General features: G+C 72.7%; 14 protein-coding genes. 5 read left to right on the top strand and 9 right to left on the bottom strand.

Going from position 1 to position 14,409, the window contains the following annotated elements:
* Positions 1-4 precede the first annotated feature (4 nt).
* From aspS to ACH54P_RS22645, 3 genes are all read right to left on the bottom strand, one after another.
* Positions 5-1,216: an aspartate--tRNA(Asn) ligase gene (gene aspS / locus ACH54P_RS22655; RefSeq protein WP_489915836.1), complete on the bottom strand. Its 1,212-nt coding sequence runs from the start codon at positions 1,214-1,216 to the stop codon at positions 5-7.
* A gap of 574 nt (positions 1,217-1,790) precedes the next feature.
* The gene (locus ACH54P_RS22650; protein WP_489915834.1) at positions 1,791-2,627 is read right to left on the bottom strand and encodes a hypothetical protein; all 837 of its coding nucleotides are present in this window, start codon (positions 2,625-2,627) and stop codon (positions 1,791-1,793) included.
* 19 nt (positions 2,628-2,646) lie between these two features.
* Positions 2,647-3,861 carry an OmpA family protein gene (locus ACH54P_RS22645; RefSeq protein WP_489915832.1) on the bottom strand — a complete coding sequence of 405 codons (1,215 nt, stop codon included), beginning with the start codon at positions 3,859-3,861 and terminating at the stop codon, positions 2,647-2,649.
* Between the two features lie 311 nt (positions 3,862-4,172).
* Here ACH54P_RS22645 and ACH54P_RS22640 point away from each other — a divergent pair, with 311 nt between their 5' ends.
* The 3 genes from ACH54P_RS22640 to ACH54P_RS22630 all read left to right on the top strand — a co-directional run bounded on the left by ACH54P_RS22640 (position 4,173) and on the right by ACH54P_RS22630 (position 7,041).
* Positions 4,173-5,642: a PfkB family carbohydrate kinase gene (locus tag ACH54P_RS22640; protein WP_489915830.1), complete on the top strand. Its 1,470-nt coding sequence runs from the start codon at positions 4,173-4,175 to the stop codon at positions 5,640-5,642.
* Entirely contained in the window at positions 5,639-6,217 is a 579-nt protein-coding gene (locus ACH54P_RS22635; protein ID WP_489915828.1) for a GTP cyclohydrolase II, read from the top strand. Before ACH54P_RS22640 ends, ACH54P_RS22635 begins: the two co-directional genes overlap by 4 nt.
* A 68-nt stretch (positions 6,218-6,285) precedes the next feature.
* A complete protein-coding gene (locus tag ACH54P_RS22630) occupies positions 6,286-7,041 on the top strand; it encodes an SDR family NAD(P)-dependent oxidoreductase (RefSeq protein ID WP_489915826.1) in 756 nt (251 codons plus the stop codon).
* A 116-nt stretch (positions 7,042-7,157) separates the two neighbouring features.
* Here the strand turns inward: ACH54P_RS22630 and ACH54P_RS22625 are convergent, their stop codons facing one another.
* Together ACH54P_RS22625 and ACH54P_RS22620 are read right to left on the bottom strand one after the other, a co-directional pair.
* Positions 7,158-7,565 (bottom strand): VOC family protein, encoded by a 408-nt coding sequence (locus tag ACH54P_RS22625; RefSeq protein ID WP_489915824.1) that lies wholly within the window; start codon positions 7,563-7,565, stop codon positions 7,158-7,160.
* 23 nt (positions 7,566-7,588) lie between these two features.
* Positions 7,589-8,125, bottom strand: coding sequence for a CGNR zinc finger domain-containing protein (locus ACH54P_RS22620; protein ID WP_489915822.1), 537 nt, complete (start codon positions 8,123-8,125; stop codon positions 7,589-7,591).
* 102 nt (positions 8,126-8,227) lie between these two features.
* On the opposite strand from ACH54P_RS22620, the gene ACH54P_RS22615 reads away from it, so the two are divergent.
* The gene (locus ACH54P_RS22615; RefSeq protein WP_489915820.1) at positions 8,228-9,097 is read left to right on the top strand and encodes an alpha/beta fold hydrolase; all 870 of its coding nucleotides are present in this window, start codon (positions 8,228-8,230) and stop codon (positions 9,095-9,097) included.
* A gap of 66 nt (positions 9,098-9,163) precedes the next feature.
* Complete coding sequence (locus ACH54P_RS22610) at positions 9,164-11,215, top strand: PQQ-dependent sugar dehydrogenase (RefSeq protein ID WP_489915818.1); 2,052 nt, start codon at positions 9,164-9,166, stop codon at positions 11,213-11,215.
* A 1-nt stretch (position 11,216) separates the two neighbouring features.
* Here the strand turns inward: ACH54P_RS22610 and ACH54P_RS22605 are convergent, their stop codons facing one another.
* The 4 genes from ACH54P_RS22605 to ACH54P_RS22590 all read right to left on the bottom strand — a co-directional run bounded on the left by ACH54P_RS22605 (position 11,217) and on the right by ACH54P_RS22590 (position 14,375).
* Positions 11,217-11,618 carry a hypothetical protein gene (locus ACH54P_RS22605; protein ID WP_489915816.1) on the bottom strand — a complete coding sequence of 134 codons (402 nt, stop codon included), beginning with the start codon at positions 11,616-11,618 and terminating at the stop codon, positions 11,217-11,219.
* Positions 11,618-12,436 carry a heavy metal-binding domain-containing protein gene (locus tag ACH54P_RS22600; RefSeq protein ID WP_489915814.1) on the bottom strand — a complete coding sequence of 273 codons (819 nt, stop codon included), beginning with the start codon at positions 12,434-12,436 and terminating at the stop codon, positions 11,618-11,620. The genes ACH54P_RS22605 and ACH54P_RS22600 overlap by 1 nt, the downstream gene beginning before the upstream one ends.
* Before the next feature lie 9 nt (positions 12,437-12,445).
* Positions 12,446-13,246 carry a heavy metal-binding domain-containing protein gene (locus tag ACH54P_RS22595; RefSeq protein WP_489915812.1) on the bottom strand — a complete coding sequence of 267 codons (801 nt, stop codon included), beginning with the start codon at positions 13,244-13,246 and terminating at the stop codon, positions 12,446-12,448.
* Positions 13,247-13,349: 103 nt separating this feature from the next.
* Positions 13,350-14,375, bottom strand: coding sequence for a carbohydrate kinase family protein (locus ACH54P_RS22590; RefSeq protein WP_489915810.1), 1,026 nt, complete (start codon positions 14,373-14,375; stop codon positions 13,350-13,352).
* Positions 14,376-14,409 lie beyond the last annotated feature (34 nt).

Below are 14,409 nucleotides of genomic sequence, written 5' to 3'. Positions count from 1 at the left end.
CTCCTCACGGGGTGAGCCGGTGCAGGTCGCGCGGGAACAGCGTGACCTCCCGGACGTTGGCGGCGCCCAGCAGCCGCGCCGTCCAGCGTTCCAGGCCGATCGCGAAGCCGCCATGGGGTGGCATGCCGTGCGCGAACGCCGCCAGGTAGTCGGCGTACTCCGGCGCGTCTTCGCCCAGCACCGCGAGGTAGTCGGCGTGCCGGTGCAGGCGCTGGCCGCCGGTCACCAGCTCCATCCCGCGGAAGAGCAGGTCGAAGCTGTTCGAGTAGCCGGGCCGCGCGGGGTCCGGGTGCGTGTAGAACGGCCGTTTCGCCATCGGGTAGCCGGTGACGAACAGGAATTCCGACCCGTGCTCGCGCCGCGCCCACTCCGACAGCGCCCGCTCGTGGGCCGGCGCGAGGTCCGGCTCGAGCGGGTCCGCGCCCAGGAGGTCCAGCGCGTCGGCGAAGTGGATCTCCGGGATTTCGGCCGGGACGAAGTCCGGGTCCGCCATCCCCGCGAGGACGTCCCGCAGCACGGCCATGACGTCGTGGTGGTCGCGGATGAAGCCCAGCTCGACGTCGAGGCTGGTGTACTGCGCCAGGTGCCGCGCGGTGTCGTGCGGCTCGGCGCGGAAGACCGGCCCGACCTCGTAGACGCGCTCGAACACGCCGACCAGCGCCTGCTTGTAGAACTGCGGCGACTGCGCGAGGTAGGCGGGGCGGCCGAAGTAGTCGATGCCGAACACGTTCGCCCCGGACTCGGTCGCCGACGCCACGATCTTCGGCGTGTGCACCTCGGTGAACCCCATCGCGTCCAAAGTGGACCGGAAGCCCCGCACCGCGGCCGCGGCCACGGCGAAGCGCTCCTTCAGCAGCGGGTGCCGCAGCGCGACCGGCGCGTGGTCGAGGATCGTCGGCAGCGACGCGGTGACGGCGGGCCGGTAGAGGTCGAACGGCGGCGGCTGAACGGCTTCGCCGAGCGTCTCCAGAACCGGCTCGGTCAGCTCGACACCGCCGGGTGCGCGCGGGTTCGCCGTCACGGTCGCGTGCACCTCGACCACGGTTTCCTCCGGTGGCGCGGCGCCGTCCAGGACGACCTGCGCGGTTCCGGAGCGGTCCCGGACCACGACGAACGTGACGGACTTCAGGCGACGACGGCGGTGCACCCAGCCGGCGACGCGGACGCGAGCGCCGACGTGCTGCGGCAGGTCGGCGGTCAGAACTCGAGAACTCATCACCCTCCCAACGCGGATCCCTCGGGAGTGCGGGCGATCGGGGAATCGCGGTGCCACCGCACTTTCACCGCCCGGAGGCGGCCTCGTCGCGGCCTGGTGACGGGGGCCGGCCGGCGGGGCATGGGGCGCGGGCGCCGTTCCTCCCCGCACTCCGGAGGGTCTTCGCCGCCGGGACACGGGACCGCCTTCCCAGCTACCGGCGGCTCTCTGGACCCGTGCGCCCCGGGACTACTCGTCTCCATCAGCGCGTTGCCGAGCACGGTAACCCCCGGGCGGCGAAGACGCCTCCCAATTTCAGTCCGAGGCGACCGGCGGCTCCGGAACACCGACTCCGTCAACGCCTCCCGCAGCTCGACGACGCGCGACAGGAATCCTCACCGCGCCGCCCACCACGGTCGCCGTCCCACGAAGCCACCGCTCCGCCCGCGACCGGCAACTCCCGCGACACCGGCGGTGCGGGACGTCACCTGGCCGCGGGTGGCGTCGCAGTCGGCGGCGTCGCCCGGCCCTGCCGTCACCCGGGCCGGCGGGCAGCTCCTTCCCGCCGGCCCGGGGCCCCCGGGTGCACCCGAGGTCACTCGGCCGTCTCCCCTCGGCCCGCCTGGCGCCGCAGCAGGTCGTACTGGCAGCTCAGCTCGTGCGCCTGGTCCTCGTACTCGCGCTTCGCCGCGAGGAACGGGCGCACGCTTTCGCTGTAGTGGCGCAGGTCGTCCTGCTCCAGGGAGCCGTCGCGGAAGGCCGTCCAGAAGACCAGCGTCGCCGAGACCACCATCACCAGCGCGACCAGCACCGCCATCAGCACCGCCAGGTCGTTCATCCCGGACAGCACGCCTTCGGTGTAGACGCGGACGAACATCACCACGCCCATCAGTCCCACCAGGAGCACCACCGTGACCAGGCTCAGCTTCGAACCGGCGGACAGCTTCACCCAGTCCAGCTGACGCCGCGCGTTCTTGTGCTGGCGCTGGTTGTGGCCGAGGTGGTGCAGCGCGGTCGCCGCGCCGCCGGTGGCCAGCACCGAGATGACGATGCTGATCGCCAGCGGCAGCCCGAGCGGGTCGCTCCAGTCGACGTTGAACACCGAACTGGCCAGCCACAGCATGATCGGCAGGTCGACCACCGTCACGGTCAGCAACGTGAGGACCCGCGTCAGCCGCCCGACGCGCCGGTGGCGCTGGCTGCCGCGCAGCTGCTCCAGCTCGATCAGCCGGTCGATGAGTTCGGCGCGGGCCTGGGCCTCGCCGACGGTCAGGTTCTGGCCGTGCGGGCCCACGACGTGGCCGTCCAACGCCCGGGCGGAGCGGTAGTTCAGCTCCTGCACCCGCGCGAGGAGCAGGTCGCCCGCCGGGGTCTCCCCGCGGGGACGCGGCTGGGGCAGCGGAAGGTTGCGCGTCTGGTCGGTGCTGGTCATGGCGTGCCTCCTGGTCTGTCTACGAGCTCGGGCCGGCGCCCTGGTACGTGATCTCCACCCGCCTCATCCGGGCCGCCGCCGCTTCGTCGAACCGCCCGCCGGTCATCGCGGTGACCCCGGGCTGGGTGCCGGTGCCGGCGGCGTCGACCCGCTGGGTCACCCCGGCCTCGGTGAGCGCGCCGGCGACGGCACGCGCTCGCTGCTCCGCCAGTTCCCGCCGCCCCGCGTCGGTCGACCCGGGCGGGTCGGCCGCGAAGCCGCGGACGGTGACCGGCGCGCCGGAGCGGCCGGCCGTGATGCTGCCCGCGAGCGACCGCAGCAGGTCGCGGGCCGATTCGGAGAGGACCGCGGAGTCCCCGGCGAAGCCGAGCGCGGCGTCCGAAACCGTGGTGGTGACCTCGCCCCGCGGCCCGGTCACCGACGTCACCCCGGGCACGGGCACGACCGGCGTCGCCACGGTCGCCCGCGACGGCTCGGCCGGAACGCGGCTCTGGTCGACGTCGCACGCCGCCGCGTCGGCCGCCCGGCAGATCGCCTGCCAGTACGCGGCCAGCCGGTCCCGGGCCGGCGACGGCAGCGGCGGCTGGGCGCCGGCCACCGAACCGAGCCCGGCGAAGAGCACGCGCCAGCCGGTCAGGCGCGGCACCTGCCCGGCGGCGGCCAGCTGGGCGGCGATGGCCGCGGGATCCGCGGCCCAGCCGACCTGGCGCAGGTCGAACGCGCCGTCGGTGCTCAGCCCGCCGCTGGTCACCACGAGCGTGCCGGCCGGCACGCCGCGGACGGCGTCGGCGATGCCGGCGAGCAGGTCGAGCCCGCTCTTGTGCGCCGCGGTGGCCCCGATCGCGTCGACGGCGGCGGCGACGTTCCGGTCGATGAGCGACGGCCGCGAAAGGCCGTGCTCGAGCGAACCGTCGGCCCGTCGCGGGGTGAGCACGACCGAGCGCCGGTCGCCGCCGTCCGCGGCGGACACCAGCACGACGCTGCTCTTGCCCGAGCCCTGCTGCGAGACGTTCCCGCTGTTCGCGGCGTCGCGGAGCACCGTCCGGACGGCATCGGTGACGGACGGCCGCGGCTCGTTCGCCGTCCCGCTCACCACCACGACAACCCGGTCGCCGCCGCTGGGCGTCACGGCCCGGGCGGGCAATGCGCACCCGCTCGCGGCCAGGCAGCCGATGATCACGGCGGCAAATGCCGCCCGCCGCACGGTCGCGGTGCGCGACGGGACGTTTCGCAAGCCCAGCAAGGTCTTCGAAGGCCGGACTCCCCGTGCCGACCCGGTGTTCAACGGCTGCATGACGACCTCCCAGGGGTCCATGAGCAAGTCCAGCGTGACATTTGCCGAGTAACGAAGTCAATTGACAATGCGATGACGCGGAGAAGTGGTGCTGGTCGGCGGCCCTTTGTGCGACACGCGGGGACTGAACGCCCGAGCGAAACGGGCCGAACGGAGTAACTTGCCCGCTGTGCTCCGCCGGAAGGTGGGTTCGCGGCCAGCAAGTGCCAGGTGAAGAAGGGCAAGTGACAACCGAGGGGTAGGCTGGGACGATGGCGAGGTACGACGCCAACGTCGAGGGCGTCCGGAGCGTCTTCCTCAAGCTGAGGACGCGCAGCGGGCTGACTGTCGAGCGCCTCGACGCGACCGAGGTCGACGTCCGGCTGCTCGCCGAGCTGCCGGTCGTCCAGCGCCAGGCCCGGGAAACCGGCGTGTCCGAAGGCGAGGCGATCGTCGCCGTCGTGACCGCCGCCGTCGCCGCGCTCGACCCGACCGATCTGCTCATCGCGGACGCCGTGCTGGCGCTCGGTGTCCTCCGCGCGCGCGTGGGTGAGCGCCCCGAGGTCGAGCGGCTCTACGCGGACGACCTGGGGGAGCGCCGCCGCGCGCTGGCCGACGGCTGGGACGTGCTGCACGAACTGCTCGGGGTCACCAGCGATTACCCGGCGCCGACGGTCCGGAGCCTGCGCGGCTCGATCGAAAACCGGACGCTGGGGGTGCTGGCCGAACACTGCGTCGAGGACGTCGCCCCGGTGGAGGAGGCCGCCGGCGGCGAGACGGTCGGTGCGGTCGTGGTGGTGGGCGGGGCGACAACCGACCACGTCGTCGTCTCCGACGAGTGGCCCGACGTCGGTGAAGCGGTCCAGGCCCAGTCGTTCGACGTGCACCCCGGCGGCAAGGGGCTCAACCTGGCCGTCGCCGGGCGGCGCCTCGGGCTCGAAGCCTCGCTGGTGGCCGCGATCGGCGGCGACTCCCAGGCGCGGGAGCTGGTGGAGTACATGCGCCACGAGGGCCTGTCCACCGCGCTGCTCAAGGAGACGCCGGGGGCGGCCCACCCGCGGGCGCTGGTGCTGGTCGGCCAGACCGGGCAGGCGCGGTACCTCGGCTGGATGAACGAACACGACGTCTCTCTGTCCAGAGAGGACCTTCGCGCGCCGCGCGTGCGGGAGGCGATGGCCGCGGCGGACGCCGTGCTGGTCACGCTCGAACCGCCGATGGAAACGATCAAGTGGGCGCTCTCGGCCGCGGCCAAGCAGCCGCGGAAACCGTTGGTGCTGCTTCAGGCTTCGCCGTCCCGTGACGCGCCCCAGCAGCTGTACCGGCTCCTGCGCGGGGTCGACTACCTCGTCGGCCGCGAAGGCGAGCTGCGCCGGCTGCTGTCCGATCCGGACGGTCCGCCGACGGTCGACAACCTGGCCCGGTCGCTGCTCGCCCTCGGCGTGGGCGCGGTCTGCGTCGTCGAGAGTTTCGGTTGTAAGATCCGCTCGAGCGTGATCTCCCAGGACATCGAAGGCCCGCCGGTCCCGCTCGACGACGCACCAGGCGTCCGCGAAGCCTTCTCCGCGGCGCTCATCCGGAAACTTATCCAAGAGGGTGCCGGCCGGAGCCGCGAGGAAGCCCTGCACTGGGCGATCGCGGCGATGGCGACGAACCCGACGCTCGATGAGATCGCCGACTCCATGCCGGTTCTCGAGGAGGTCGAGCGCACCCTCGAGACCGACCAGAGCCTGGAGAACCCGTGACCGGATCAGTGGCGCACGAACTGGAGACGGGCGGCGGCACGTTCCGCGCGATCGTCCTCGACGACGGGTCCGGGCGGATGAACCCGCCGTGCGCGGCGGTGTACGGCGACCCGTCCGACGGCTGTCCCGTCCGCGTCCATTCGCGGTGCCTCTACGGCGAGATCTTCGAGTCGACGAACTGCGACTGCCGGTGGCAGCTGCAGGAGGCCCTCCGCATCATCCGCGAGCACGGCTCGGGGGTGCTGGTGTACCTGGACCAGGAGGGCCGGGGCGCGGGCCTGCTGGCGAAGGCGAAGGGGTACCAGCTGTCGCAGGAAGAAGGGTTCGACACCTTCGCGAGCTACGCGGCACTGGGCTACAAGGCCGACAGCCGGTCGTACGCCGACGCGGCGGCGCTGCTGACGCAGCTCGGGCTCACCGCCGTCCGGCTGCTCACCAACAACCCGGCCAAGATCTCCGCCCTCGAGGTGGCCGGGATCAAGGCGGAGATGTGCCAGCTGGTGCAGCCGGAGCCGAGCCGCGAAACGCTGCGGTACCTCGCGGCCAAGGAGATCCACGGGCACGCGATCCTCTAGCCGTCCGTGTCGAATCCGGGTGGGCCCGTTCGACGCAGGGGTGACCGCACCCCGACATCGGAGGACTCATGACGCTGCTCGCAGGCAAGAACGCGATCGTCCACGGCGGAGCCGGCCGGATCGGCACGGCCGTGGCCACGGCTTTCGCCGAGGAAGGCGCGCACGTCTTCCTCACCGGCCGTACCCGGGCGCGGCTGGAGGAGGTCGCCGGGCGCATCCGCGCCGCCGGCGGATCGGCCGACGTGGCGGAGGTCGACGCCCTCGACGAGCGCGCGGTCGACGAACACGCCGCGGCGGTGGCCGCCCGGGGCGGCGTCGACATCTCGGTCAACCTCATCACCCACGGCGACGTCCAGGGCACGCCGCTGGTCGACATGACGCTCGCGGACTACGAGCGCCCGGTCGTGACCGCCGTGCGGACGCAGTTCCTGACCGCCCGCGCGGCAGCCCGGCACATGATCGGGCAGGGCTCCGGGGTGATCTTGTTCTTCGGTGGTGACGCCGACCCGGTGCGCGAGTTCGCCGTCGGCGGGCTGCAGGTGGCGTTCCACGCGGTCGAGGCGATGCGCCGCCAGCTCGCCGCCGAGCTGGGCCCGCACGGGATCCGGACGGTGACGCTCCGGACCGGCGGCATCCCCGAGACCCTCCCGGCCGACGTCCCGGGCCGGGAGGCGATCGAGGAGAGCATCGCGGGCAAGACGATGCTCGGCCGCCCGGCCACCCTCGCCGACGTCGGCGCGGTGGCGGCGTTCGCGGCCTCGGACCGAGCCCGCACGATGACGGCCTCGACGGTCAACCTCAGCTGCGGTGCCCTGGTGGACTAGGGAGACGCGAGGCGGCGGCTCGCCGCGGACGGGCGGCTCGGCTGGTCGCCCGTCGCCGACCGGCGGCCCGGCTGGTGGCTCATGGCGGGGCCGCCGGGCTCGGCGTGCGCCGCCGGTCAGCGCCGGTCAGTGATCTGCTGGACCGTCCACTCGTTGCCGTCGGGGTCGGCGAAGTGCACGAATCCCACGTTGTTCAGGTCTGCCTGGCCGTCCCACGCGCCCATGCCGTGGACCTGGATTTCGCCGGCCTCGACGCCGCGCTCGGTGAGCATCGCGTGGGCCTTCGGCAGGTCGTTGACCACCAGCTGGAGCCCCTTGAGCGAACCCGGCGGCATGTCCGGCACCGCGCCGCGGCCGAACACCACCGAGCAGCCCGAGCCCGGCGGGGTGAGCTGGACGATCCGGACGCCCTCGACGGGCGTGATGTCGTGGTCGAGGACGAACCCGAGCTGCTCGGCGTAGAACGCTTTCGCGCGGTCCACATCGGACACCGGTACCACGACCACTTCGAGCGTCCAGTCCATCGTGCGTCCCTTCGTCGGCGGGCTCACACGCTACGCCGCTCGACCACCATCCGCTGGTGCCGCGCGGCGCGGACGCGGTCGCCGCAGGTGGTGGAGCACCAGCGGCGGCGGGCGTGCTCGCGGAAGTAGAACCGCACGCAGCCGTGCGCTTCGCACGGGCGCACCAGCGCGCCGAGGTCGCCGGTGACGACGTCGATCGCGTCACGGGCCAGGGCCGCGAGGGCCTCGTCGACGCTTCCGGGCTTCGTGCTCCGCCACTCGCGATGGGGCCAGACGAGCTGCGGCGCGGCGGCGTCGGCGCGGGCGGCCGCGTTCACCGCCGCCACGGCCGCCGGGTCCGGCGACCGCTCCTCCGCCAGCGCGGCCATCAGCTCCCGGACGGCCGCGCGAAGGTCGGTCAGAGGGGTGACGTCGGCCAGCGCGGTCACCCGCAGCCCGCGCTCCCGGAGCCAGCCGGCGGCGGCACCGGGGTCGGCGAGGTCGTCGGCTTCGCCGACCCGCCGGGTGTTGACCAGCGCCAGCGCGGGCGAGCGCTCCTCGCCGGGTGCCGCAGTGACCACGTTCGCCTCCCGAGTCCGGTCTCCAGTTTCCCCGACCCGTTGACAGCCTACCTCGTCTCATGGATAAATGAAAAAGTATCCATGAGACGTGAGGAGAACCCCATGGTCACCGTCCACCACCGCCACGCCACCGTCGCCGGCCACCGGCTGTTCTACCGGGAGGCCGGGCCCGCCGGCGCGCCCACGATCGTGCTGCTCCACGGCTTCCCGACGAGCTCGCACATGTTCCGGCACCTCATCCCGGAGCTGGCCGACCGCTACCACGTCGTCGCCCCCGACTACCTGGGCGCGGGCGCGTCGGACGCGCCGCCGGCCGGGGAGTTCACCTACACCTTCGACGCGCTCGCCGAGCTGACCCTGGGCCTGCTCGACCAAATCGGCCTCGGCCGCTTCGCGCTCTACATCCAGGACTTCGGCTCCCCGGTGGGCCTGCGCATCGCGGCCGCGAACCCGGACCGCGTCACGGCGATCGTCACGCAGAACGGCAACGCCTACGTCGAGGGCCTGGGTGCCGGGCTGCCCCAGCGGCTCGCCGCCGGCACGCTGACCGAGGACGACCTGCGCGGCATGGTCACCCTCGAAGCCACCAAGGCGCAGTACCTCGACGGCGTCGCGGACCCGTCGCTGGTCAGCCCGGACGTCTGGATCCACGACCAGGCCCTGCTCGACCGGCCGGGCGGCGCGGCGATCCAGCAGGCGCTGCTCGCCGACTACCACCACAACATCGGCCTGTACCCGAAGTTCCACGAATACTTCCGGACCAGCCAGGTGCCGCTGCTGGCGGTCTGGGGCGGCAACGACGAGATCTTCGTCGCCGACGGCGCCCGCGCGTACGCCCGCGACCTGCCCGACGCCGAGATCCACCTGCTCGACTCGGGCCACTTCGCGCTGGAGACGCACCTCGACGCCATCGCCGGGTACATCCGCGGCTTCCTCGGGCGGGTGCTGCCCGGTGAGCGGGATGCCGGTTGACCGCCCGTTCGGTGCGCTCATAGGGTTTCCGGGACTCCGCCGTCATCTTCAGCCATGGAGGACGGTATGAGTGGACTGATTCGGGTGGGGGCGGTCGCGCTCGCGCTCGCCGCCGGGACGATCACCCCGGCCGGAGCCGCGGATTCCTTGCTGTCACAGGGAAAACCGGTCACGGTGTCGTCGGCGGGCGGGTGCTGCCCGGCGGCGAACGCTGTCGACGGCGACCCGTCGACCCGCTGGGCCAGCGCGGCCGGTGTCGATCCGCAGTGGATCTTCGTCGACCTCGGCGCGGCGGCGCACGTCAGCCGGGTCCGGCTGCAGTGGGACGCTTCCTGCGCCACGGCCTACGAAATCGACACCTCCGCCGACCGCGTCACGTGGACGCGGATCTACGCGACCACCACCGGGAAGGGCGGCGTCGAAGACCTGACCTCGCTCGACGGCACCGGTCGCTACGTGCGGGTGTACGGCACGAAACGGTGCCGCACCGACGCGTCGAAGGGCTATTCGCTGCAGGAGTTCGGCGTCTACGGCGCCACCGGGGACGTCGTGCCGCCGTCCCCGCCGGGCACGCCGGAGCTCGAGGGGGTCACGCCCGTCAGCGCGACCATTTCGTGGGCCGCGGCCACCGACGACGTCGGCGTCACGGGCTACGACGTCTACCGTGACGGGCAACTCTGCGCGAGCACCACCGGCGCCCTCACCGCGACCTGCGGCAACCTCAGCCCGAACGGCAGCTACGGCTTCTACGTCAACGCGCGGGACGCGGCCGGGAACGTCTCGCAGGCCGGCGGCACGCTCGTCGTGAAGACACCGCCGTCGGACGACCACGCGCCGCCGTCCGCACCCGGGAACGTGCACACCACCGCGGTCGGCAGCACCTCGATCGGCCTGGCGTGGACCGCGTCGACCGACGACGTCGGCGTCACCGGCTACCGGATCTTCAACGCCGGCACGCAGATCGGCACGTCCGACACGGCGAGCACCACACTCGGCGGCCTGACCCCGGACACGGCCTACCACCTGCAGGTGCGAGCCGTCGACGGGAACGGCAACCTGAGCGAACCGAGCACGCCGGTCCTGGACGTCACGACCACCGGCGCGTCGAACTGCTCGCCGTCGCAGGGCGTCTGCGGCGCCACGCAGGCCGGCACCGACGACGACGTCGTGTGGGGCCTGGTCACCCTGCCCGACGGCACGATCCTCTACAACCAGCGTGACGCGCACGCGGTCGTCCACCTGAACCCGAAGACCGGGGCGAAGAAGACGATCGGGACGGTTCCGAACGTGCAGAGCACCGACGGCGAGGGCGGCCTGACCGGGCTGGAGATCAACCCGGTGACCTTCGCCTCCGACCACTGGCTCTACCTCATGCACACCTCGCCGAACGACAACCGGATCGTGCGGATCAAGTACGACCCGGCCGCGGACTCGCTGACCACGAGCACCGAGCAGGTCCTGCTGACGGGCATCGCGCGCAACAAGTTCCACAACGGCGGCCGGCTGCGGTTCAGCCCGGACGGCCGCTACCTGTTCGCGGGCACGGGTGACGCGCAGAACAGCGCCAACGCGCCGAACACCAGCAGCCTCAACGGGAAAGTGCTGCGGATCAACCCCGACGGCTCGATCCCGGCGGACAACCCGTTCCGCAACGCGGTGTGGAGCTACGGGCACCGCAACGTCCAGGGCCTGGCGTTCGACTCGCAGGGCAGGCTGTGGGAGCAGGAGTTCGGCAACAGCGTGATGGACGAGACGAACCTGATCGTGAAGGGCGGCAACTACGGCTGGCCCTCGTGCGAAGGGACGTCGGGCTCGTGCGGCGGATTCGTCGCGCCGAAGAAGACGTACCCGGTGGCGCAGGGGTCGTGCAGCGGCATCACGATCATCCGGGACGCGCTGTACGTCGCCTGCCAGCGCGGCGCGCGGCTCTACCGCGCGGTGATCAGCGGCAGTTCGCTGACGGACTTCCGGACGTTCTTCAACGGCACGTACGGCAGGCTTCGCACGGTGGAGCCGGCGCCGGGCGGCGGGATGTGGCTGGCGACCAGCGTGGACGGCGACAAGGACAGCACGCCGCACAACAGCCACAACAAGATCTTGCGGGTGGCGGTGGGGTAGGTCAGCCGCCGAGGAGACGCGAGAGCGCTTCCCGCGCTCTCGCGTCCCGCTCGGCCAGTGTCGTCAGTTCCCGCGCCAGCGCCTCGAGCCAGTCCTCGACCGCCGCTTCCTTCCGGCTGATCACCACCCCGCGGACCACCTGGTGGATCTCGGCCGCCACCCCGCCGCGCTCGCCCGCGCGCAGCACCAGGACCCGGTCCGGGGTGGTGACCCGCACCGAGACCGCCTGGCCGTCGCGGCCCGCGACGCGGTCGGCGAACGTCCGGCGCCGCGTCACCTCGACCATGCCCGGCGGCAGCGCGGTGCCGAGCGTCTCGGACAGGACCCGTTGGTAGGACTCGACGTCCGCGCGGTCCGTGCGCAGGGCCGCCGCCACCAGGTGGAAGTCCAGCTCGCCGCCCATCAGTCGGTGAGGGGCAGCACGAGCTGCGGCTTGGCGATGTGGTGGTCGGCGCGCAACGGCTTCACCGCGGTGCCGATGGCGAAGAACTCCGTCGTGTGCCCGCCCCACCGGTGCGGCAGCGACAGCAGCTGCACGCCGACGATGCCCTCGGCCGCCAGCTGCTCGGCTTCCGCCTGCATCCGCGACATCGCCAGCTCACGCGCGTCGTAGAGCGCCTCCGTGTACTGCGGGATCTCGACGTTCTGGCCGATGTTGCCCATCATCTGCCGGAACCGCTGGTGCGCGATGTGGTAGACGCAGGTGCCCATCACCATGCCCAGGGGGGCGTAGCCGGCCTGCACGAGCGTCCAGAAGTCCTGCCCGGACAGGTCGGAGGTGAACGGCTTCCCGGTGTTGTTGCGCCACTCGCCCGGTTCGTCGGCCTTGACCGCGGTGCCGACGGCGATGAACTCGGCGAGGTCGCTGCCGAACTCCTTGAACTCGATTTCGAGCCGGACCGCGACGATGCCGTCGGCGCCGAGGACGTCCGCCTCGGCCTCCATCCGGGACATCGCGAGCTCGCGCGCGTGGTACATCGCCTGGGAAAGCCGGTCCAGCTCCTGGTTCTTGCTCCACCGTCCCATCTGGAACCCGACGTGGTAGATGCTCGAACCGAGCACGAGCCCGAGCGGCCGGAAGCCGGCTTCGCGCACCAGGAGGAACTCGTTGACGCTCAGGTCCGAGGTGAACAGGCTGGTCTTCTGGCCGGGGCGCATCTCGGCGAGCCGGCGCATCGCGTCCTCGGGGATGTGCGATGCGGCGGGATCCGCGGTGGTCACGAAGCCTCCTCAGGAACGGTTCAGCGGCAGGATCTTGAGCGCGCCGGTCGGGGCGGCGCGCCCTTCGTGGAAGCGGGCGATCGCGGTGCCGGTCACGCTCGCGATGCCGGAGACGGCGACCCCGTCGACCGGCCACGTGCGCAGGAGCATCTCCGAGACGATGCCGCCGTCGGCGCCGCAGTCGCGGATCGCGCGGGCGAACTCCGCCCGGGCCGCGCCCCGGACCTCGTTGACGACCTTCGTGGGCGCGTCGACTTCGGTGTTCCCGGCCCACGCGGTCGTCTGGTTCTGCATGTTGTAGTCGTAGTGGGCACGCCCGGCGACGCCGATCGCGACGCTCACCGGCACCCAGCCGGCCTGCATCAGCTTGCCGACGTCCTGGCCCGGCAGCTCGGTGGTGAACAGCCGCCGCGGGCGCTGCTCGGTCTCGGCGCGCACGGCCGTGCCGAGGGCGACGAACTCCTGCATCACCCCGTCGAGCGAGGTGATCGTGAAGCGGATGCCGAGGACGCCGTCGGCACCCAGCGCGGTCGCCTCCTGGGACAGGCGGTCGAGCGCGGTCGTGTAACCGTGGCGCAGCAGCTGCGCCAGCTGCTCGACCTGGTCGGCGGCCCAGGCCGCCGTCGGGCCGGTCCACCCGAACTGCTGCACGACGCAGCCCATCACCTCCCCGACGGGGGTGAACCCGGCCACCTCGGCGCCCACCGCGCCGGGCACGGTCATCAGCGACGTCTTCAGCCCGGAGGCGGCGAAGCGGTCGACGCGCGCCCGCGCGACGGGCGGCAGGCCACGACCGTCCCAATCGGGCACTGGCGGACCTCCTTCGGCCGGGTCTGCTCCCATCGTGGCACGGATCCGCGCGGGCGGTCGGCGGCCGCGGGCATGATCAGCGATATGTCCGGAAGGTCGCGGCTCAGCGCCAGCTGTCGTCGCCGAAGCCGAGCGTCACCGGGCCGCGGTGGATCCCGGCGACCGTCTCGGCCGGCAGCACGTCGTCGAGGAACGCGTAGTCCGGGCGCCGCGTCCGCGCGTGCCACTGGGCGATCTCGTGCCAGCCCGGCGCCGCGAGCGCGCCGCCGAAGTGCTGGACGGACAGGCTCGCGGTGAGGCACGCGAACCGGAGCCGCTCGGCCAGCGGCCAGCCGGTCAGGGTGGCGGCGACGAACCCGGCGCCGAAGACGTCGCCCGCGCCGGTCGCGTCGAGCACGTCGACCGGCAGCGCGGGCACGGCCGCCGTCTCGCCGGTGGTGCCGTCGACGGCCAGCACACCCGCGCCGCCGCGGGTGATCACGGCGATCGGGACGAGCTCGGCGAGCGTCGACAACGCCGCTTCGGGCGTGTCCGTGCGGGTGTAGCGCATGGCTTCGACGTCGTTGGGCAGGAACGCGTGGCAGCACGCCAGCTGCTCCAGCAGCGCCGGCGACCAGGCCTCCGACGGGTCCCAGCCGACGTCGGCGAAGACGAGGCTGCCCGCCTGGTGCGCGGTGTGGACCCACTCGGCGGTGTCGAGGCCGATGTGCGCGACGGTCGCGAGGCTCGGCGGCGGCGAGCCGGCCAGCTCCGCGACGGGGACGGGCGGCGGGTGGCCGTGGGTGACCATCGCGCGGTCGCCGGCGTAGGCCAGCGAGACCGTGACGGGGGAGTGCCACTCGGGGAACCGCCGCGACCGCGACAGGTCGATGTGCTCCTGCCGGGCCAGCACGTCCCAGCAGTAGCGCCCGTAGACGTCGGTGCCGAACGCGGCCGCCAGCGACGTCCGCAGGCCGAGGCGGCTCAGCGCGACCGCGAAGTTAGCGATGCCGCCCGGTCCCGAGCCCATGCCGCCCGTCCACACCTCCGTGCCCGGCGACGGCGGTTGTTCGAGCCCGGTGAAGACCAGGTCGAAGAACAGCAGGCCGGAGAGGAAGACATCGATGTCGGGTGCGGGCTCAGCCGTCACGGGCGCCTCCACGAAGTGCGCAAGGGTGCGCACG

It is taken from the genome of Amycolatopsis sp. N2S4-7 (assembly GCF_058119595.1).
Note: the sequence above shows the minus strand (reverse complement) of the source record. Positions and strands in the feature narration are given on the sequence as shown.